Here is a 20456-nt window from a genome sequence, read left to right on the forward strand (position 1 = left end):
ATGGCCACATTTTCATTAGACTTATGGCAAACCTTGTCAGCGCAGGGACAACATTATTTGCGACAAGGTGATAGCCGCCAAGCTGAAATCTTTTATAAACTGGCATTAACTGAGGCGCAAAAACTGATTGATGATCTGTCACTTGCAGCGGATTATGAACATACGGCGCGGTTATATATGACCGCTTGTCATAATTTGGTGAACACCTGTAAGCAACAGGGGGATGTTGACAATCAACACTATTACTTGCAGCTAGCTCATGCCCAGTTACAACAGTTTGCTGATAACGAGGCCATCTCTGAGCTGACTCGGGTGACCAGTTTAAAGATGTTGGATGTTACCTTAGTGGGTCTACTTGAGTTTCATCAGCAGCATCAAGGGGAACATTGGCAATTGTTGTCAAACGCCCTCGTCGATGAACATGTGGCTTACATGGATAAACACCAACATAAAAACCTAGAGCCAAGTTGTGACCATTGTCAGGGATGCCAGCACCATCCTGATAACGCCACCTTCCATTAGTGTCGCCCAATAGCTTTCGCACTTTCCCGTAAGAGAAGGTGCGCCATCCCTCTTTTTTAGATTTATTTTACCTAGTTATTATCCTGACTTGCTATACCTAAATGTATAAAAGAAAAAGGGATATAATTATGAAGATCTTTAATCGGTTGTCCGTTGCGAAGAAATTAGCCATTGCCCCCGTGGTGTTAGGCGCTATTTTGGTGCTCATTACGGTTGCCGGCATCCAAGCAATTGATGAAGTCAGAGAAGATATGCACAAGATCACTTTTGATCTTGCTCCCGATAGTGCCCTTGCAACTGACATTACCGAAAACTTGTATCGATTGCGGATCACCGTAAAAAATTATGTCAAAAGCGGCAATGATAGTTTGACTGGTAAATTCAACCAAGATGCGGATATTTGGCAAACCTCATTAGATCAAGCATATCAGTCAATACAAAACCCTAAGCGGGTTGCCATGCTCGATGGGATCAAAAAAGATAAAGAAGTGTATTTGAGTGCCTTTAACGAGCAGGTGGTGCCGAATCAGAAAAAACGAAATGCTGCCGTTAACAATATTCTTAATGTCAAAGGGCCGGAAATAGAGCGCGCCCTGACCAAGGTGATGAAATCGGCCGAGGCTGACGGCGATATTGAGGCGGCGGTAGCTGCAGGCACCGCGGTGAGAAATTTATTACTGGGACGTTTATACGTGGCCAAATTTCTGGTGGAAAATCAACCCGAGCAGGTTGAACGTTTTAGAGCCGAACTCACCAGTGCACAAACGAATATGGAAGCCTTATTAAGAGAATTACAAAATCCAACACGCCGTGCGTTAACCGAACAAGCTAAGAAAGATGTTGATCTATACATAAAAACGGCCAACGAGGTCGCCACCTACATTTTTGAGCGCAACAAAGGCATCGCTACTTTAGACAGTGTCGGCCCCCATGTTGCCGAATTGCTTAATGAGTTGACTGAATCCATCACCGCATCGATGGAGCAAGCGTCAAAAATTGCTGACGAAACCGCATTGGCCTCCGAGTCTATGCTTATGACGGTGGCTGGTGCCGCGTTAGTGATAGGCCTTGGCCTGGCATTTTTAATCTCGCGCGCCATCATTACCAGTTTAACCATGCTCAACACCGTGTTTGCTGACATTGCACAGGGTGAAGGCGATCTAACCCGACGGATACCAGTTGAGGGGACAGATGAATTATCGCAACTGGCCTTGAGCTTCAATCAATTTGCCGAAAAAATTCAAGTTTCTGTTTCAGAAGTCAGTGAATCAACGGAGCAGTTATTAAGTGCAGCGACTGAGTTAACCGACAAAGCCAAGGGAACACAAGATGATGTGCGTGAACAGCAATCGCAAGCTCACCTTGCCGCATCTGCAATGACAGAAATGTCGGCCAGCGCCGTTGAAGTGAGTAGCAGTGCCACTAAAGCTACCGAATTATCGGCCAATGCGATGAACACCGCCAACCAAGGTCGAGACGTGGTGGTGAACTCCGTGAGCAGTATGTCAGGCTTATCAAAACAAATCATTGACTCTTCAAACATCGTGGCGGAGCTGCAAAAAGACAGTGAGCAGATTGGCACCGTTTTAGAAGTGATCCGTAGTATTGCCGAGCAAACTAATCTACTGGCTTTAAACGCCGCCATTGAGGCTGCTCGTGCCGGTGAGCAAGGCCGAGGCTTTGCGGTTGTGGCCGATGAGGTACGCTCTTTGGCTTCGCGAACACAAGACTCAACTCAAGAAATCCAAAGTATTATCCAAACCTTGCAGCAAGGCTCAGAAAAAGCCTATAAGGCGATGCAAGAAAGCTGTGACAGTGCTGAAGATACCGTTAACTTAGTGCAATCCGCCGAGCAGTCATTACTGTCAATCGCAGACTTTATCAGTGAGATCAACACCGCCATTGAGCATATCTCTGATGCTGCAGGGCAGCAAGCGACGGTGGCCGATGAGATCAGCCAAAATGTTAACATGGTGTCTGATATTTCAACTCGGACCTATGATCAAACCGAAGAAACATCTCACTCGGCAGAAATGCTGAATCAATTAGGGCAACGCCTAGCCTCCAATATTGGTCAGTTCAAGGTGTAACCTGTTGAGTTAAGGGTCATTCAATGACCCTTACGGGGTTTGAGATAGTCGCTGTAAACGCTCGGGCGGAGCGGGGTGAGAGGACAAATAATCTTGCACATTTGTTGATTGCGTTTCAGGGTCGACCGCTATGTTATTCGCGTGGTAAAGCTTGTTTAGGGCGCTGGCCAGAGCATTGGCTGGTAGCTGGTGTTGATGTAAAAATTGAATCGCATGATCATCGGCTTCGCGTTCAAATTCGCGAGAATAGCTTTGCTCTAATAAGAAGGCCGGCAGCGCAGTCACCGAAGATGATGCACCAGCCGCATCACCCGTTACCATCATATATAGAAACAGTATCAATGAGCTTCTGACCATTTGCTGAAGGCCGTGTTTATGTTCAACATGGCCCAGTTCGTGACCCAAAATAGCCAGCAACTCTTGGTCATTGGTGAGCTCGATAATGGCGTCGGTGAACACTAATGTCCCATTGGGTAACGCAATGGCATTGGCGCCAAGGGCTTCGCTATGGCGAATTAACACCTGATGATGAGGCGCTAAAAAAGGTTGAAACAGTGCCAGCACCTGCTCTTGACGTTGCTGACTTAATTGTGAGGGGGAAAAGAGTGAGTTCTCTACCAGTGCTAAGCTTTGGTTGCCTATCAGGGTATTGGTTTGCTCAGGCAGGCTGTGAGCAATCAGCGCCGTTGTAGCAGGGATCCCCCATTTAGCAAATGCCACTACAAATGCCACCGTAATGATTAAACTGGCAACGATGTAGCGATAATGAGATTCAAATGTGTGCAAATGAAGCTTAAAGCCGGGTTGGGCTTGCTTTAATTGATCGATGGCATCGGTATCGGCTGACTCAAAACTGCTGCCATCAGGGAAATAGACCCAACGATTACCATTGCCCACTCTGGCTGGAATACGCAGTTGGGCTAACGCAAAGTAGCCGCCGACTTCCACGAGTTGAACCTGTTTATCGCCCTGTAAGTGTAAACAGCAAGGGGTCGCCTTGCTGGTTTTCCCCGAATAATAGTGACCCGATATTGATATCAAAATGCCAGATCCAAATCGAAGACTTCGGCGGCTTCATCACCTACGGCGCCGAGTTTGGCCACTTGCTCAGCTGTGATATTGTCTAAATCGTCAGCGGCAATCACTTGGATACAAGTAGTACGATAGCGAGTCATGCGGATCGCGGCCCAAGGGTAAGCGAGGCCTAATGAGAAAATAATCGCTAAGGTATTGGTAAACTGAATAATGGCGACTTGGGAAAAGTTTAAATCGGCGTAAAAACGATTATCCCCTAATGTCAGATTGTTAAAGATTAGATTAACGGTTTTGGCTTGGATAAATGCCCAAATCACCAAATTGAGTGCGATGTAAAAGACGATGAACAAGGTGATACCGCTTGATGCCAGCCAAAGCATCACACCTGACGCATCTTCAAGGCCTGAAGCCAAGCCTGCAACCCCAGCAAATACTACACCAATCAACACCATTACGGTCGTGATACCGGCGCTGATCGCCATAGCGATGAGGTAAATAATAAACATTTCCGATATTTTGCCCTGATAGGCAAATTCACTGGTGCCAAATTTCATGTGTTTGGCTACAAATTCATAGTATTTATGCTTCACTAAAGGAAAAATTAAGCCCAAAGTGAACACTAACAATATCGGCCAGAGCAGTACTATTTGTAATGTTTGTGTGTAGTTAGCGTTGAAATTAAATCTGACTCCCTTAAAAGAGGTCATCCGGGCATTAAAGGCCAACGCTCGCATGACTATCCAAGGTAAGGCTGCCAAAAAGATTAAAAATGTGGGCACGGCAATGATCGGCAAACTATGAACGGCAAAAGAATACAGCACAAACAAAATGACGGCGATGATCCTGCCCTTGAGAATTGCTAAAGGCTCACCATGATATTGAAAGCTCGTATTATTGATTAACGTGTTGTTGTAGAAGTATTGACGGGTTCTGACTTTCGCCCAAGCTGAATAGATACCTAGGGTGACAATGGTCAGGGCGATGTTGACTATCCAGATCTTAAAGTACTCGCCCCCTTGGCCAGTAAAATTAACACGATAATAGGCTTTTTTCGCCGGGGAGGGGGTGGACGCGAAGGCGCCTTGATGCTCGCTCACTGTTAACTCCAATAATGGCCTAGGTTGCATGGTAAAGATACTAAGGTGAATATTTTATCAATCAAACATCTTAATTAGCAATCGGGGTTAAACAAGGTGGAGTGAATTATCGAAAAAGTGTGAAGGGACGTATCTCATGGGCAATACCGACTCAGTCTACAAGGGCAATGGAAGGGGGAATCCGTTAACCATAACCGAAAGTCGGTCTCTTTCGGTTATGGTGGGCGTTTGTATCTAAGGAGCGCTAGTTAAGCTGCTTGGGCTTGCTCTTGGGCCACTGGGACTGGCGAGCTAGCCTTCTTTTCGCCTAATGGCAATACTTCACGGCCAAGTTCGCCGTTAATAACGGTTGCCATCGCGGTATAGATTGCACTGGCACCACAAATAATTCCTTCAAAACCCGCTAATGTACCAATTAATTCTGAGCCGGTGAAATCACGTGCAGCCAGTAAAAAGAACAACAGGGTTAAGCTAGCAAAGATAAATTGCGTTGCTTTGTTATGACTTAGGGTTCCGACAAACATAAAAGCGGTAAAAATACCCCACATCAGTAAATAAAAGCCCATATAAGCATGAGGTGTTGCCTCGGCCAAGCCTAGTTCAGGGAGGATCAATAGCACCACTAAACTAATCCAAAAAAAGCCGTAAGAGGTAAATGCAGTTAAGCCAAACGTATTGCCTTTTCTGAACTCAAGCACGCCAGCAATGATCTGAGCCATTCCCCCGTAACACAGCCCCATGGCTAAAATCATTGCACTGATAGGAAAAAAACCGGCATTGTGAATATTCAGTAATACGGTTGTCATACCAAAGCCCATTAAGCCAAGTGGACCCGGATTTGCGTAGTTTGTTGACACCTTAGTGCGCTCCTTAATTTGTTAGGGGATGGGAAACGGCGCGAATGTAGCAGGATACAGATCACATTCCTAGGTAATTTAAAAACATTTTTCGTATTTAATTATCTTGCAAATAGTCATTATCAATGTGCTTGATTTTGACTAACAAAAACTTAACAACTCTTATTTGTCGCACTAATAACACGTATTTGGGGTTATTTTCTCATTGTATGTAGTGTGTTTTTATCTTGCCTTTTTTTTGGTTTATTCGTTTGCGATTTCGTTTGTTTGTGTTTTGAAATGTTGTTTATTTTATGGGTGGTTGGTGTTATCTACTTTAGTGACTAATTTTGCAACGAGTAACTTAGGAACCAGTCACGGTTTGAGATGGGTTTAAGGTTTGCTGTCGGTTGTTAAATCATGGGTTTTGTGGCGATATCCTTGAGTACTTGACTCGATCAGGGCAAAAAGTGATGTTGATCGTGGCAGTTATCAAAAAAATCGTATTTTGACTAAATATGCTTTATTGGTGAATGACTAGATGTTAGATTCAGCCCGTTTGTTGGCGTTATCTTTGGTTTGGTAATTCATTAGCCGCAGTATATTTTGCCTTGCCTTTGTTTGATTCGGTCATTAACCACTGACATAAACGGCTTAACATTGTTTTAGCGCAATGGCGTCAATTAGCCCATAATTTGTTCATACCAGTTTAAGGAACCTGTACCCAAATGAATGCGATACCCACTTTAGAAGTGAAAGCGCTGCATAAAAAATTTGGCCAAAATGAAGTGCTAAAAGGAATCGACCTAGTGGCTAACCAAGGCGATGTTATATCCATTTTAGGCTCTTCGGGTTCAGGGAAAAGTACGTTTTTACGTTGCATCAATTTATTGGAAATGCCCAATGCCGGTGATGTTTACGTTAAAGGTGAATTGATCCAAATGAAGCCGCTCAAAAATGGGGAACGTGTTCCTGCTAATCAAAAGCAGGTTGAAGCCATTCGTGCCCGTCTCGCCATGGTTTTTCAAGGCTTTAACTTATGGTCACATATGACAGTGTTGCAAAACATTATTGAAGCACCGGTTCATGTATTGGGGATACCGAAAAAGCAAGCCATCGAGCAGGCTCACGAATACTTAAATAAAGTCGGCTTATATGACCGCCGTGATTATTATCCTGGCCACCTTTCAGGTGGGCAACAACAGCGCGCCGCCATCGCTCGCGCTTTAGCGGTGGATCCTGAGGTGATGTTGTTTGATGAGCCCACATCGGCACTGGATCCCGAATTAGTGGGAGAAGTACTTACGGTTATGCGTAAGTTAGCTGAAGAAGGGCGCACCATGTTAGTGGTGACACACGAAATGGCTTTTGCTCGCGATGTGTCAAACAAGGTGATGTTTTTACATCAGGGTCTTGTTGAAGAAGAAGGGGCACCAGAGCTGATATTTACTCAGCCTAAGTCCGCGCGATTTAAACAATTTATTTCATCTGTTTATTAGCCTACTAAACTAAAAACATTCGGCTAAAAGCAGTGGCTTATTCGAAGCTCATTACAGTAGTACAAACACAACAAAAGTAGACGGGCCATGTTTACGACTTGTCACTTAAATAACTAAGAGGGAAATTTAGATGAAAAAACTAATCATCGCTGCAACCATTTTGTGCGCTGCTGTTGGCACTGCACAAGCCAAAGAGTGGAAAAATGTACGTATCGGTATCGAAGGCGCGTACCCTCCATTTAGCTGGACTGAGCCAAATGGGGAAGTGAAAGGCTTTGACATTGATATTGCCAATGCACTTTGTGAAGAAATGAAAGTGAAGTGTACCTTAGTTAAGCAAGATTGGGATGGCATTATCCCAGCGTTGTTAGCACGTAAATATGACGCCATCATCGCAACCATGGACATCACCGATGAGCGTAAGAAGAAAGTCGCGTTTTCTGATAAATATCAACATATCCCTGCGCGCTTTGCGGCAAAAAAAGGGACTTCAATTGAATTAACCGAAGCGTTCATGTCTGGTAAGCGAATTGGTGTGCAACGTGCCACCTCTATGGATACTTATGTAACGGATAACTTCCCTAAAGCAGAAGTTAAACGCTATGGCACGGCTGATGAAGCCTACCTTGATCTTAAAGCGGGTCGAATTGATTACGTAATGATTGACTCAGCAGCGATTTCAGAAGGCTTATTGAACAAGCCAGGCGGCGATGCGTTTGAGTTTGTTGGACCAAAACTCAATGATCCTAAGTGGTTTGGTGAAGGCGCGGGTATTGCAATGCGTAAAGGTGATACCGAGTTACATGCTAAATTCAATGAAGCCATTAAAGCCATTCGTGCGAATGGTAAGTACAAAGAGCTACAAGACAAGTACTTCGATTTTGATATTTACGGCGACGAGTAACAAAGTCGACTAACGAGGGAGCGGTTATCAGAGTAAAGCAGGGGCTGGAGTTATCAGCCAATGGGTTTCCCTATCCGGGTTCCCCAATCGGGCGCCGATGGCTAACGCACCCTGCTGATTACATTTGAGTCGCTCCCTTACGCTTTTTGCTGCAATAAGAATTTATTTATGTTGTTAGACCTACAAGGTTATGAAGGTACCATCCTCGCTGGCGCTTGGATCACCCTTGAAGTGGCATTGCTTTCATTGTTGCTTGCTGTGGTGCTGGGTATGCTCGGAGCCTTAGCAAAACTTTCTTCCATTGCTTTTATACGCTGGTGGGCGACGCTATATACAACGGTGATCCGTGGTATTCCTGACTTGATCTTAATGATGCTGATCTTTTTTGGTGGGCAGATATTTATCAATGAATTCAATGTCACCCTCAATGATTGGCTTAATGAATATTTTGCGGGCCAAAATCCGAACCATGAATGGACCAGTTACTTACCCGATTATGTTGATGTGAGTCCGTTTTTTGCGGGCGTTGTCACCATAGGTTTTATCTTTGGTGCGTATATGGCCGAAACGTTTCGCGGTGCGATTATCGCTGTCGATAAAGGGCAGCTGGAAGCCGCAAGAGCCTATGGCATGAGCAGCATGATGGTGTTTCGCCGTGTTATGTTTCCGCAAATGATGCGCCATGCCTTACCCGGTTTTGGCAATAATTGGTTGGTGTTATTAAAAACCACTGCCTTGGTGTCTATCATAGGCCTAGAGGATATGGTGAAAGCAGCTGGTGACGCGGGTGGTTCAACCCAAATGCCATTTACCTTCTATTTTGTTGTAGCGCTTATTTTTCTTGTTTTTACTGCTATTTCGACCAGCCTGCTTAATCTTGCTGAGAAAAAATATGCCATCGTGTCGAGGTAGTTATGGGATTTGATGCAATCATTAATTGGTTTGGCCAAATAGAATATTTTCAGTTACTCGCCGACGAATGGCCTTTGTATTTATCTGGCTTGTGGACAACCTTATGGCTGGTTGCTTTTTCACTGTTTTTGGGACTGTTTATTGCGGTTCCTGCTGGCATCATGAATAACAGCCAAAATTGGTTTGTGCGTTTTCCGGCATGGGCGTTTATCTATTTTTTCCGGGGCACCCCCTTATTGATCCAGCTGTTTTTGATTTATTACGGTGCTGGGCAATTCTTGGCCAATAACGAGCATCCCTTGGCGCTGCTATTGTGGCCTTGGTTTCAAGAAGCGTGGTTTTGTGCGTTGCTGGCTTTTACCCTTAATACCGGCGCCTATACCGCTGAAATCGTGCGTGGCAGTATCAATACTATGCCAAGTGGCGAAATAGAAGCTGCCAAAGCTTACGGTTTAAGCCGTTATAAAATCATGTCTCGTATTGTGCTTCCGAGCGCATTTCGACGTGCCTTACCGGCTTACAGTAATGAGGTGATTTTCATGTTACACGGTAGTGCGTTAGCTGGCGTGGTGACCATCGTTGATCTTACCGGTGCAGCGCGCATCGTCAATTCACGTTATTATGCACCGTTCGAAGCCTTTATCACGGCGGGATTACTTTATATGCTAACCACCTTTGTGATCGTGTTCCTGTTTAAGAAATGGGAAGCTCGGTGGCATAAGCATCTTAAACCCCTTGAGGTATAATTGCTTTGCTTTACCCAATCAACCTGTAAAAACATGCATCTTCAAGTTGATTGGTTATAGATAAAGGGGCCATTTGGCCCTTTTTCATTTTTTGCTCTTAGGCGCATCATAGCTAAATTTTAAGGTGAAACCGTATGAGTATGTTTGAGTTAATTGCCGATGAACCTGATTTTGTGGTGATTAACAAGCAGGCCGGCAGTAATTTCCACAGTGAGCAAGGTGAAGCAGGTTTAGTAGTGGCTGCGCAGCAATCCCTTGGGCAAAAGCTATACAGCGTACACAGGTTAGATAAGCTAACGTCGGGGATCTTATTACTGGCTAAGTCGCCAGTGGCGGCGGCTGCGTTGGCTCAACTTTTTGCTCAGCGTCAGATTGAAAAGTATTATATCGCGTTAAGTGACAGTAAGCCGACAAAAAAACAAGGCTTAATCAAGGGGGATATGCAGAAAAGCCGCCGTGGCAGTTGGAAACTTTGTAAGACGCAACATAACCCCGCGATTACGCACTTTTTTAGTTTTGGGGTTCGCGCAGGGCTGCGCTTATTTGTACTTAAGCCTCTTACGGGAAAAACCCATCAACTTAGGGTGGCATTGAAAAGCATTGGCTCGCCCATTGTGGGTGATCGTCGCTATGGTCAAGATGGCGCTGATAGAGGTTATCTGCATGCCTACCAGCTCGCTTTTACCTATCAGGGCCGCGTGTATCAATATCAAGCTAACGCGTTATCTGGGGAGTTGTTTAATCTGACTGAATGCCAAGATTGCCTTGATCAATTAGGCAATTTGGCCGATCTGGCTTGGCCGAGTTACCAATTACCTCAGCCAGTAAGGGATAAAGAAAACGCGTCACGTTAATCAAGCTGTCATTTCTCAACCAACAGGGCACCCTCTTATTCAGCTGTCATTCAGGGTTAGCTTAGTAGTTGATTTTAAAATGTAATTACCCCTTTCTATTCGTATATCAGATACGCCTAAAAGTAACACAAAATACATTGACTTAATGGGAAGGGGGTTTATAATCTTTTTAGCTTGAAAGTACGGTTTATATTTATGCGCACCATCCGGATTAAAGAATCACATCTTCAGTCCTGTTTTCATAAGTAATAGCAACACTTCCAGCAAAACAACGAGCTCGATGAGCTTATTACTCTTGAATTTACAGGATATTTATTATGTCTAATACAACTACTGGTACAGTAAAATGGTTTAACGAAGCAAAAGGTTTCGGTTTCATTCAACAAGAGAATGGTCCTGACGTATTTGCTCACTTCCGTGCAATCCAAGGTACTGGTTTCAAAACACTAGCTGAAGGCCAAAAAGTTCAGTTCGAAGTGACTCAAGGCCAAAAAGGCCCACAAGCTGAGAACATCGTACCTCTATAATAGAGCGATTGTTTTCAATGCAAAAAACGAGACCTAAGGTCTCGTTTTTTTTTTGCCCGAATGCCCACAGCTCAGCTTTAATCGCGATGGCGGCAGCCAACTGCAGAGGGCTTAGTAGCACTCCCCCGCAATAAGCATCCTAAGCTATTTTTGGTACGCATTGAGTGCGTCGTTGATATAGGCTTTTTTGCATCAATGCGAAGCAAGTTAACGCAATGAACATGGCGATTAAACAGGCAAGAAAAACACTGTAATAGTTGAAATGTTGCGCGATCATACCGACCAACAAGCTACCCAGTAATAAACTTAATTGTTGCGCATTATTGAACAAGGTTGTCGCCAATCCGAGTTGCTTGGGCATCATGTCTTGAATGATAACGAGGCCGATACAAGCAGCAATGGCGATAAAAATGCCGTTAAATAGTTGGATCAAAAGTAATCCACTGGGGTTATCTAGGCTGACCATGCCGATATAAAAGATCACACCTGCAACAAAGGCCATGAACATTAACCTATGATTTCCCAGTTTGACAGCTAGGGTGCCGGCTAAGATCATTATTGGAATTTCAAACAAGGCCGCCGTGCCCATCATATAGCCCGCTAATTGAGCAGAGGTGTTAAGCTCTTGGCTGAGGTAGAGGGGGAGCGCGGTTAAGTACATGGTATTGGCTGAGCACATGGCCAAAATACTGACCAGAAATAATGCAACACCGGGCACCTTTAACCAATTGGAAGTGATAGTACTGGGGTTGGATTGCATCTGAGGTTCAGTCGAAGTTGGGTTCGCGCTATCAGGCGCTGTTGCTGGCTCGGCTGTCGCTTTGGTTGCGCTGGCATTAACCGTGGGTAAGTAGATGATCAGACCGATCAGCATCAGCGCCAACGTGGCGGAGCTGATAAAAGTTAAAGCAAAGCCAAAACTGGCTTGTAACATAAAAGCAATCGGCGGCCCAATCACCCATGCCAAGGCAATGCCAGCACGCATCACAGACACAAACTGCGTACTTTGCTCCGGCATAGTTTGGTCGGCATACAGTCTGCCCAAGGTAAAAAGTTGGGGTAAGGCCGCATTACTAAAACTTAAAAAACAAATTGCACTGGCTAACGTCAGCCAATAATCACTGGTCAGCGCCATCGTCAACACACCTAGGCAAAAGCCTACCTGTGCAAGCACTAAGATTTTTTTGCGTGACCACCCGCGGTCGGATTGCTTGGCGAGATACAAAGAAACCATGACGCCACTTAATACCATGGCAGCCAAGTAATAACTCATCGCCATTGGGCTTGCGCCCACTTCATTGATTAAATATAAGCTCGTTAACGGAAACACCAACGCCGTCGTGAGTCCGCAGATAAAGGTACTTAGGATAAACCCAAGGGAAACAGGCTGTTTGAACATAATCACCTCGCTATAAAAAATGTTCCGTCACTGTACGAGGTTGTAGCCATAAAAAGTGATAGCCTTCAGTCATGGTTTGATATTATTACCTCAATCTTAAGGTAGGTTGTGAGTTTATAGTACTCTTTGCGTTATGATTAACGCAGCAACATCAGCGTCAAGGCAATGGGGAAAATGAACGATGAAGCCTTATATGGAAAAAATCAGTGGTGATCTTGCCTGCCCTTGGCGAGTGGCGCGTTATCAATGTGCGGGGGCCAAGTTTGATTGGCATTATCATTTGGAGTACGAGCTGATCTTACAACGTGACAGCATGGGACAGTTATTTGTTGATGACAGTATTATTCCTTATGGTCACAATACATTAGCCTTAATTGGTCCAAATTTACCTCACACAAGTTGCATCAGCAATTTACTCAATGGGGCTCACCACAGTGATACATTTGCGGTATGGTTTAACCCCTTATGGCTGAATGAAGTGGTGAAATCCATCCCCGAGTTTAAACCGATCGAGAAGCTTTTCTGCCATGCCCAGCAGGGGATCCTATTTCCCCAAACGTTGGCACAAGCGGTGTTTGAGCGGCTTTGTATCCATGATGAGCTGAGCCCGATGAGGCAGGTCAATAATCTGATAGAGATTTTGATCTTGATGGCAGAATGTCCGCAGGTGGAAAACCTAACCCGTGGCCGCCACCTGACTTGGCAGGAAGATGAAGTGGCTCAACATAAACTGGCCAAGGTCGCTCATTTCATTGCTGACCAGTTTCATCAAGATATTCGAATTCAGGACATTTGCGACCTACTGCACATGAGCGCCAGCAGTGTACAACGTATGTTCGATAAACATTTTAACGAGAGCTTTACGGTTCATTTGAACCAATATCGGGTCGGCAAAGCGTGCCAACAGCTTATCAACAGTAAGCAGGGCATTGCCGTGATAGCCGATCAGGTTGGCTTTAATAACCTGGCAAATTTTAATCGTCAATTTAGGCAATTTAAAGGCATGACACCGTCTGCGTTTCGTCGCCGGTTTGCCACGGGTGGACAAGACAAGCCCCGATAACGCGGGAGGATACTCGCCTTTTTGAATGGATGAATAAAGATCAACAGGCACTCATAAATAAGCTAGACTATGGGCTTTTTTATACCCAAAGAGCCATGCCATGAATGATGATTTTGCCAAAGCCATTACCTTAGTTGCCGAAACCGCATTATTAGAGCTAGAGCAAGCGTGTCAGCAAGGAGGGGTGTCAAGAACCCCAGTGAATGAAGCTCACTACATCAACGCCTGGGTAACAAAAGCCATTAAGTTGCAGCGGTTCCCCCATTGTGTGGCGAAAACCCTCTTAAATTGGCAACAGCAAGGCCGCAGTTTAGGCAAAAAAGCCGACATTCTACCGATCTTAAAACGCATTTTAGCCACTTATGCTCATGTGCGAGATAGTCAACATCAGTTAGTGAAGGTGTATGAGCCCCAGTTGCAAACCCTGTTAGAGCAATTGACGGAAGCTAATTGGAATGTCATCGATCAAGTCGAGTTAGCACGCAAAATGAAGTTAAACAGCAACGGTCAAGACTCGTTGATTATTTGTGCTAAGCAATACGCCGATGCCATCAATGAAACCGAGCGGCGCTTAATACGACCTCTGTCTTTGTATGTGCGCGGTGACGTTACCCAATTGGTGGATCTTGCCTATCAACAACAGCTGCTTTTGTTTAAAAAAACGGATTACAAATCCAAAGTGAAGTTCCACGGTGAATACCTTATTTTTCCAAGTAACAAAGGTGACTTTTTACCTGAATTTCCTAATGAGATGCTCACTTCACCCGCAGCATAAAAAGGTGGCAGGCTCGTTGCGTGCCTAATTTAATGACCTACGGTCAAGGTTCAGTTGCCTAAGCCCATCCTCAGGGCTTTTTTATCCAAGCTGATCATAAAAAATAACCTTTTAATCGGTTCTATTGCCCTTTTATCGCCAATATCGCGGTTTTATCAGTCGCCCTGCTGTGAGTGATTGGCATCGACTAATATTGAAATGCCACTTAGGGTAATCTAACAATAAGGTGTATTCGATATGTCTTTGTCAATCAAACAAGTGTTTTTATTCATTTCGTTGTTTGTGCTTTTGGGTTTGGGGCTGATGTCTGCTTTACTGTGGCAAGCCAGCGGCGACATGCAAACCTTGGGTTACCAGCAAGTGCAGGCAAAGAATTTACAAACAGACATGCTGATGTTACGCCGCCACGAAAAAGACTTTTTACTGCGTAAAAATGAAAAATATATCGCCAAGTTTCAAGCCCGTTTAACACAAATGAAGCAACGCTTAGCTTGGTTTAAAACAAGCCTACCTCTAGCGGCAGTGCATCAAGATATAGACAAAAGTAATCAATTACTTGATAGTTATGCACAAACATTTGAACGTTTGGTAGCCGTTGATAAGCGCATCGGTCTGGATACTCATCAAGGATTACAGGCTCAGTTAAAACAAGCGCAGCAAAGCGTGTATCAAAGTGTGCGTTACGTACAAGATGCCAGCTGGCAGGCTGACATCCTTAAATTAGTCTTGTTAGAGCAACACTTTACTGCCAGCCGAGATCTGGCCTTACAACCTAAGTTAAATCAACATATTTCGTTCGTAAAAACCCGTCTTGAAGATCCCACAAGCTCTCAGCATCAAGCCATCAGTGAGTATGAAAAGGTAACCAATGAACTCGCCGAGGCCTTAGTGACACGAGGTTTAGATGAATCGTCAGGGTTACGTGGCGAGTTACGTGGCAATATTCATGAGGTAGAAGGGGAAATTGCAGATTTAAGTGCGTTACTCGAAGAGCAGCTTATTGAACAGCTAGAGCACAGCCGAATGAGCGGCATTAGCATTGCCTTGCTATTAACAGCGTTAATTGCCACCTTTTTGATCTGGCAATCCTTGCGGGTCACGCAACGCTTGAAAATGGCGACCTTGAGAATGGAAGACATTTGTAATGGTGATGGCGATCTTACTCAGCAAATCGACATTCAAGGTAGGGATGAGATAGCAAGGTTAGCGAATGCCATCAATGGCTTTATCCGCACAACGGCAAGCCTAGTGTTAGAAATTAAAGATAAAGGGGTTGCCGTAGGCAGCAGTGCCAAAGACAGTGCCCTGTTAGCCAATAGCTCTTCTCAAGCAATAGAAGAGCAGCGCAATAAAACCTTAGCCGTGGCAAGCTCTATTGAGCAGATGACCATCGCTGTTGAGCAGGTGGCTCAGCATACCCAGCAGGTGTCACTTAGTGCTGAACAAGCCGATGACATTATTCGTCAAAGCGATACTGCGATGCAGCAAGCCCAAGAGCAGATCACGCAACTGCAACACCAAGTGAGCCAAAGTGTTCATCGGGTTGCTGATTTAGCCCGCGCGAGCCAGGAAATAGGTCAAGTGGTGGCTGTGATCCGTGAAATTACCGAGCAAACGAATTTACTTGCCCTTAACGCTGCTATCGAAGCTGCAAGAGCAGGTGAAAGTGGTCGGGGTTTTGCTGTGGTGGCGGATGAAGTTCGCACCTTAGCCCAGCGAACTCAAACCTCAACGGTGGATATCGAAAAAATCATCAATCAACTGCAGCAGGTCGTTCAGCAATCTTCTCAATCGATGGAATCGGGTTTAGTGTTAGTCGATAGCACGGTCGATCAGGTAAAACAGGCGAGCGATCATATTATGCAAACTCGACTTGAGTTTGATCGCATTAAGGAGATGACGGCGCAAATTGCCTTGGCCACCGCAGAGCAGAAAACCACGGTGGCGCACGTGAGCGATGCAACCCACAGTATATCTTGTGCGGCAGAGCAGTTATTAGCCGATGCCAATAACAACAAACGCAGCAATCATGAGCTGCAACTTCATGCCGACGAAATGCAAAAAGACGTGGCGCGTTTTATTGTCTAGAGCCTGTTAAAATATAAGATCCGCATTCCGGTTAGATGGCTGGTGTTACTTTGATAAAAAGAGCGCCAGCCATTTTTTATATAAACGGTCTACTTGGCTAAGGAAGCAAGGATCTCAGCTTGTATTTGCTGCACATCAAAACGGGGTTGATCTGGGCAGTGTTGGTTATAGCATGTTGGCTCTCTTGGGCATTCGCCGCCGCGGGCACAAATTAAACGAGCAGGGCTGTTAATACCCCGCTCGACCCAGGCAATATTTAAGATTTGCGCGACACTTTGCAGAATTTTTTTGATTGAATATGGGATTTTTGCCTCTCCGCCCTGGCGAATGCAGGCCTGTTTTAACTCGGTTGCAATGGCAACGCTGTCATGGCCTTGGGCTTCCAGCGCTGGGTTAAGGTCGATGCCACTGCACAATACATGGCGGTTGTCGGCGATATCCGCCACCTTGATTGATTCACAGCAATAGATTCTAGGAGTATCCCCATGATTTAAAATGGAAATTTGAGCGCATGTTCCTGGGGTATCTGTATTGATCATGCGAAATACCGACCAATGCTGGCAAGGGTCATTGACTAAGCGCATATTACCCCAAGGTAGTGGAATACCATTGCCGCGATACACGGCCTTTAACTTGCCCGGCGCATAAGCATCAAAGTAATGCCAATGGGGGTAGGGGGACACGGCCGTCATTCGGCGCATTACCACAGATTCAGAGACTTCCAGCAATTGGCTGACATTCACTTCATAGCCTTGGCGATCTAATAATTGGCGAAAGGGCACCTTTGGGCACAATAAGGCGCCGGCGAAAAAGCTGCATTCAAAATCGCGCCAAGCATGCAAAATATCTTGGGATTCCAGGGTCGTCACCGTGCGCTGCTCATTGCTTTCTTGATGTAAACCGAGACTTTGATTTTTACCTGCAATCATCACGCTTTTCATGCCGTCATTATTGTGCAGAACACAGTGGCCTATGTGGACCGCGAGATCATATTTAAGCCGAGGCACATGTTGCTTAAGCTGTTGGTTTAAATACACGCCATTGGGTGGCTCAAAGAAGGACGTAATGATACTTTGGCTGGGCTGGCCTTGGTCATCGATAAAGTGTTCGTCAGCGCGTTCAAACCAATGCACGTCTAAACCCACTTGTTTAGCAATATCAAGTAAATCATTCACATGAAGAGGCATACGTTTGTGGCCAACGGATTCGGCAGCACGCTCTAGATCGGGAAAATGATTTTGATGATGCTCTTGATAAGCCCGGATCAGCAAGTGAGCAAATTGGCGCCCTGTGGTGCCGGTTTGCGACAGCATCTCGGGAATGGCAATTTGTAAAATATCATTGGAGAATAAAAAGCTCGGTTCGAGTGCAATACCACTAATGCCACCGCGGTTACCTTTATCGGGGGTGATATCTTGTGGCTCGGGTTCATCGTCGAGAAACCAGGTTAATTCTTTTTGAAAAACCGTTGCAATCACTGTCAACATGGCTTCACTGGGCACCCGTTTACCACGCTCAATCATGGATAAGTACGACACAGAAGGGGCTTCTTCGGGATCAATTTTTACACAGCGGGCCGATAAGTGCTCCAGTGTTAGATTGTTCCTTTTACGTAAGTTTCTGATTTTAGTGCCAAGAAAATGAGATTGCCGATATAAGGTTTTATTATTTTTCATTTTGTAAAATTTACATTGTGAAATTTCTATTGTGAAATTTTAGTCCTGCTTCCTCTACACTTCCATTCAGTGAACAAATAAACACCACTTTCTGCTCACACTTTAACCATTTTGTTGCCGATTTAAGAGGAAGAGGCCATGAACCAAGCACTAAAAAAACAATGTGAAATTAATCAGGGCTTCTATCGCTTCATTAACGAAGAAGTGCTACCACATACCCAATTAAACAGTGCCAAATTTTGGCAAGATTTCACGGAGTTAGTTGAGGAACTTGCCCCTGAGAACCGTGAATTACTACGCACACGTCAACAGTTACAAGATCAAATTGATCAATGGCACCAAGCCAACCCCAATGCTGACGCAGATCGCTATGAGGCGTTCTTACGCAGCATTAACTATCTAGTGGATGAGCCTGCGCCATTTGCTATCAGTACCCAGCATGTAGATGAAGAGATTGCGACCATCGCAGGCCCGCAGTTAGTTGTTCCGGTCATGAATGCAAGGTTTGCGCTTAATGCGGCGAATGCGCGCTGGGGAAGTCTTTATGATGCCTTGTACGGCACCGATGCGATTCCATCAACGTCTGGATTGGCGCCGGGCCGTAAATACAATCCTGCGCGTGGTAAACATGTTATTGACTTTGCTAAAGACTTTTTAGACCAAGTGTTCCCATTAGAGAAAGGCTCACATCATGATGTGGCCAGTTATACGGTTTATTTCCAACACTTGTTAGCTTATTTTCCTGATGGCTCAGAGTCGGGTTTAGTGACACCTTGTCAATTTGTGGCATTTGCTAACTCTAAGGCAGATCCCAGTTCAATTGTTTTGAAAAACAATGGCCTGCATATAGAGCTCATGATAGATCGTAACGGCTTTATCGGTCAGCACGATTTATCGGGTATTGATGATATTAAGGTGGAAGCGGCGTTAAGTACCATCATGGACTTAGAAGACTCCATCGCGGCAGTGGATGCCCAAGACAAAATAACGGCTTATCGCAATTGGATGGGGCTGATTCAGGGTAACCTCACCGCTACGTTTGAAAAAGGCGGTGCATTAATGGAGCGCCATCTTAACCCTGACAAGATATTTAACTGCAAAGATGGCGAAGAGTATCGTTTACATGGCCGCTCATTATTGTTGGTGCGCAATGTGGGTCACTTGATGGATACCGAGTTGATGCAAGATGCTCAAGGCAACTTTGCACCAGAAGGCATTGTTGATGCGGTGGTGACCAGCTTGATTGCCATGTATGACCTTGCTCATATGAATGACACCGATATGAGTAAGCGTGATATTCACAATTCACGCCGTGGCAGTATTTATATTGTTAAACCGAAAATGCATGGCCCTGCCGAAGTGGCCTTTACCTGTAAGCTATTTAGCCGCGTTGAGGACATGCTTGGCCTTACTCGCAATACCATCAAGCTTGGCATCATGGATGAAGAGCGTCGCACCACGGTTAATCTAAAAGCGTGTATTTATGAGGCGCGTGAGCGTGTGTTCTTTATTAATACCGGCTTTTTGGATCGCACCGGCGATGAAATTCACACCAGCATGGAAGCCGGCGCATTTTTACCGAAAAACGAAATCAAGCAGCAAGTTTGGATCCAAGCCTACGAAGACGCCAATGTAGATGCTGGCTTGAGCTGTGGTTTTGTTGGCAAGGCGCAAATTGGCAAAGGCATGTGGGCGATGCCAGATGAAATGGCGGCAATGATGAAAGCGAAAATCGATCATCCAAAAGCCGGCGCAAGTACTGCTTGGGTACCATCACCCACCGCTGCCGTGCTACACGCCTTGCACTATCACCAAGTGGATGTGCATCAAGTTCAGCAAACGCTGGCTAAACGTACTCCAGCCGCATTAAAAGATGTACTAACCCAACCTTTACTACCAACTCATCGCACCTTAACGGCCAATGAGATTGAGCAAGAGCTCGCCAACAATATTCAAGGCATTTTGGGCTACGTGGTGCGCTGGGTTGAGATGGGCGTGGGCTGCTCTAAGGTACCCGATATCAACAACATAGGATTAATGGAAGATCGCGCCACGCTGCGCATTTCCAGCCAACACCTAGCGAATTGGCTCAAGCACGGCATTTGCAGCACTGAGCAAGTTCTCGATGTGATGGCAACCATGGCCGCTAAGGTCGACCAACAAAACGCCGGGGTAAAGGGCTATCGCCCTATGACCCCAGATCTTGATAACAGCTTAGCGTTTCAAAGTGCTAAAGCATTAATTTTCGAAGGAGGAAATCAACCCAGTGGTTACACCGAACCCCTGTTACATCAATATCGCCGATTAGCAAAACAAGCTGGCTAATTGGGTGATATGGCAACACTGCAAGGAACGTTGGCGAATAGTCACTCCAAGTAAGTAGATAACTTTCGCTAGCTTGGCTAGCGAACCATGGACAAAGTAAGAGGCAAA

17 protein-coding genes are annotated in these 20456 nt (G+C 45.2%); 12 read left to right on the forward strand and 5 right to left on the reverse strand.

The window, feature by feature from the left end; translation table 11 throughout:
• Both K6Y21_RS01615 and K6Y21_RS01620 read left to right on the forward strand, forming a co-directional pair.
• Positions 1-522 (forward strand): DUF2753 domain-containing protein, encoded by a 522-nt coding sequence (locus tag K6Y21_RS01615; RefSeq protein ID WP_233069918.1) that lies wholly within the window; start codon positions 1-3, stop codon positions 520-522.
• A gap of 128 nt (positions 523-650) precedes the next feature.
• Positions 651-2612: a methyl-accepting chemotaxis protein gene (locus tag K6Y21_RS01620; protein WP_233069919.1), complete on the forward strand. Its 1962-nt coding sequence runs from the start codon at positions 651-653 to the stop codon at positions 2610-2612.
• Between the two features lie 30 nt (positions 2613-2642).
• Here the strand turns inward: K6Y21_RS01620 and K6Y21_RS01625 are convergent, their stop codons facing one another.
• From K6Y21_RS01625 to K6Y21_RS01635, 3 genes are all read right to left on the reverse strand, one after another.
• The gene (locus K6Y21_RS01625) at positions 2643-3653 is read right to left on the reverse strand and encodes a M48 family metallopeptidase (RefSeq protein ID WP_233069920.1); all 1011 of its coding nucleotides are present in this window, start codon (positions 3651-3653) and stop codon (positions 2643-2645) included.
• The gene (locus K6Y21_RS01630) at positions 3650-4744 is read right to left on the reverse strand and encodes a YjgN family protein (RefSeq protein WP_233069921.1); all 1095 of its coding nucleotides are present in this window, start codon (positions 4742-4744) and stop codon (positions 3650-3652) included. The genes K6Y21_RS01625 and K6Y21_RS01630 overlap by 4 nt, the downstream gene beginning before the upstream one ends.
• A gap of 248 nt (positions 4745-4992) precedes the next feature.
• Positions 4993-5601, reverse strand: a complete 609-nt coding sequence (locus K6Y21_RS01635) for an acetate uptake transporter (protein WP_233069922.1) — start codon at positions 5599-5601, stop codon at positions 4993-4995.
• A 707-nt stretch (positions 5602-6308) separates the two neighbouring features.
• On the opposite strand from K6Y21_RS01635, the gene K6Y21_RS01640 reads away from it, so the two are divergent.
• The 6 genes from K6Y21_RS01640 (at position 6309) to K6Y21_RS01665 (ending at position 11022) form a co-directional block, all read left to right on the forward strand.
• Positions 6309-7079: an ABC transporter ATP-binding protein gene (locus K6Y21_RS01640; RefSeq protein ID WP_233069923.1), complete on the forward strand. Its 771-nt coding sequence runs from the start codon at positions 6309-6311 to the stop codon at positions 7077-7079.
• A gap of 130 nt (positions 7080-7209) precedes the next feature.
• Complete coding sequence (locus K6Y21_RS01645) at positions 7210-7983, forward strand: ABC transporter substrate-binding protein (protein WP_233069924.1); 774 nt, start codon at positions 7210-7212, stop codon at positions 7981-7983.
• Between the two features lie 168 nt (positions 7984-8151).
• On the forward strand, positions 8152-8895 hold the full coding sequence (locus K6Y21_RS01650) for an ABC transporter permease (protein ID WP_233069925.1): 744 nt from the start codon (positions 8152-8154) through the stop codon (positions 8893-8895).
• A gap of 2 nt (positions 8896-8897) precedes the next feature.
• Positions 8898-9641 (forward strand): ABC transporter permease, encoded by a 744-nt coding sequence (locus K6Y21_RS01655; RefSeq protein ID WP_233069926.1) that lies wholly within the window; start codon positions 8898-8900, stop codon positions 9639-9641.
• A gap of 134 nt (positions 9642-9775) precedes the next feature.
• The gene (locus K6Y21_RS01660; RefSeq protein ID WP_233069927.1) at positions 9776-10495 is read left to right on the forward strand and encodes a TIGR01621 family pseudouridine synthase; all 720 of its coding nucleotides are present in this window, start codon (positions 9776-9778) and stop codon (positions 10493-10495) included.
• A gap of 317 nt (positions 10496-10812) precedes the next feature.
• Positions 10813-11022, forward strand: a complete 210-nt coding sequence (locus K6Y21_RS01665) for a cold-shock protein (RefSeq protein ID WP_233069928.1) — start codon at positions 10813-10815, stop codon at positions 11020-11022.
• A gap of 139 nt (positions 11023-11161) precedes the next feature.
• Here the strand turns inward: K6Y21_RS01665 and K6Y21_RS01670 are convergent, their stop codons facing one another.
• Positions 11162-12421: a sugar efflux transporter gene (locus tag K6Y21_RS01670; RefSeq protein ID WP_233069929.1), complete on the reverse strand. Its 1260-nt coding sequence runs from the start codon at positions 12419-12421 to the stop codon at positions 11162-11164.
• A 181-nt stretch (positions 12422-12602) separates the two neighbouring features.
• On the opposite strand from K6Y21_RS01670, the gene K6Y21_RS01675 reads away from it, so the two are divergent.
• The 3 genes from K6Y21_RS01675 (at position 12603) to K6Y21_RS01685 (ending at position 16347) form a co-directional block, all read left to right on the forward strand.
• Entirely contained in the window at positions 12603-13484 is an 882-nt protein-coding gene (locus tag K6Y21_RS01675) for a helix-turn-helix domain-containing protein (RefSeq protein ID WP_233069930.1), read from the forward strand.
• Positions 13485-13584: 100 nt separating this feature from the next.
• Positions 13585-14259, forward strand: coding sequence for a DUF2913 family protein (locus K6Y21_RS01680; protein WP_233069931.1), 675 nt, complete (start codon positions 13585-13587; stop codon positions 14257-14259).
• A gap of 237 nt (positions 14260-14496) precedes the next feature.
• Positions 14497-16347, forward strand: a complete 1851-nt coding sequence (locus tag K6Y21_RS01685; protein WP_233069932.1) for a methyl-accepting chemotaxis protein — start codon at positions 14497-14499, stop codon at positions 16345-16347.
• Between the two features lie 89 nt (positions 16348-16436).
• Here K6Y21_RS01685 and K6Y21_RS01690 read toward each other — a convergent pair whose 3' ends face one another.
• Positions 16437-18023, reverse strand: a complete 1587-nt coding sequence (locus tag K6Y21_RS01690) for a DUF3612 domain-containing protein (protein ID WP_233069933.1) — start codon at positions 18021-18023, stop codon at positions 16437-16439.
• Positions 18024-18161: 138 nt separating this feature from the next.
• Here K6Y21_RS01690 and K6Y21_RS01695 point away from each other — a divergent pair, with 138 nt between their 5' ends.
• Positions 18162-20348 carry a malate synthase G gene (locus K6Y21_RS01695; RefSeq protein WP_233069934.1) on the forward strand — a complete coding sequence of 729 codons (2187 nt, stop codon included), beginning with the start codon at positions 18162-18164 and terminating at the stop codon, positions 20346-20348.
• Positions 20349-20456: the final 108 nt, after the last annotated feature.

Source organism: Motilimonas eburnea (genome assembly GCF_021295345.1).
GTDB classification, from domain to species: Bacteria; Pseudomonadota; Gammaproteobacteria; order Enterobacterales; family CBDFNC01; genus Motilimonas; species Motilimonas eburnea.

Coding starts and splice junctions, on each gene's coding strand:
- K6Y21_RS01690 (WP_233069933.1), bottom strand. CDS start 18,023: ATGAAAAATAATAAAACCTTATATCGGCAATCTCATTTTCTTGGCACT.
- K6Y21_RS01645 (WP_233069924.1), top strand. CDS start 7,210: ATGAAAAAACTAATCATCGCTGCAACCATTTTGTGCGCTGCTGTTGGC.
- K6Y21_RS01665 (WP_233069928.1), top strand. CDS start 10,813: ATGTCTAATACAACTACTGGTACAGTAAAATGGTTTAACGAAGCAAAA.
- K6Y21_RS01695 (WP_233069934.1), top strand. CDS start 18,162: ATGAACCAAGCACTAAAAAAACAATGTGAAATTAATCAGGGCTTCTAT.
- K6Y21_RS01670 (WP_233069929.1), bottom strand. CDS start 12,421: ATGTTCAAACAGCCTGTTTCCCTTGGGTTTATCCTAAGTACCTTTATC.
- K6Y21_RS01685 (WP_233069932.1), top strand. CDS start 14,497: ATGTCTTTGTCAATCAAACAAGTGTTTTTATTCATTTCGTTGTTTGTG.
- K6Y21_RS01650 (WP_233069925.1), top strand. CDS start 8,152: ATGTTGTTAGACCTACAAGGTTATGAAGGTACCATCCTCGCTGGCGCT.
- K6Y21_RS01640 (WP_233069923.1), top strand. CDS start 6,309: ATGAATGCGATACCCACTTTAGAAGTGAAAGCGCTGCATAAAAAATTT.
- K6Y21_RS01660 (WP_233069927.1), top strand. CDS start 9,776: ATGAGTATGTTTGAGTTAATTGCCGATGAACCTGATTTTGTGGTGATT.
- K6Y21_RS01680 (WP_233069931.1), top strand. CDS start 13,585: ATGAATGATGATTTTGCCAAAGCCATTACCTTAGTTGCCGAAACCGCA.
- K6Y21_RS01655 (WP_233069926.1), top strand. CDS start 8,898: ATGGGATTTGATGCAATCATTAATTGGTTTGGCCAAATAGAATATTTT.
- K6Y21_RS01620 (WP_233069919.1), top strand. CDS start 651: ATGAAGATCTTTAATCGGTTGTCCGTTGCGAAGAAATTAGCCATTGCC.
- K6Y21_RS01675 (WP_233069930.1), top strand. CDS start 12,603: ATGAAGCCTTATATGGAAAAAATCAGTGGTGATCTTGCCTGCCCTTGG.
- K6Y21_RS01615 (WP_233069918.1), top strand. CDS start 1: ATGGCCACATTTTCATTAGACTTATGGCAAACCTTGTCAGCGCAGGGA.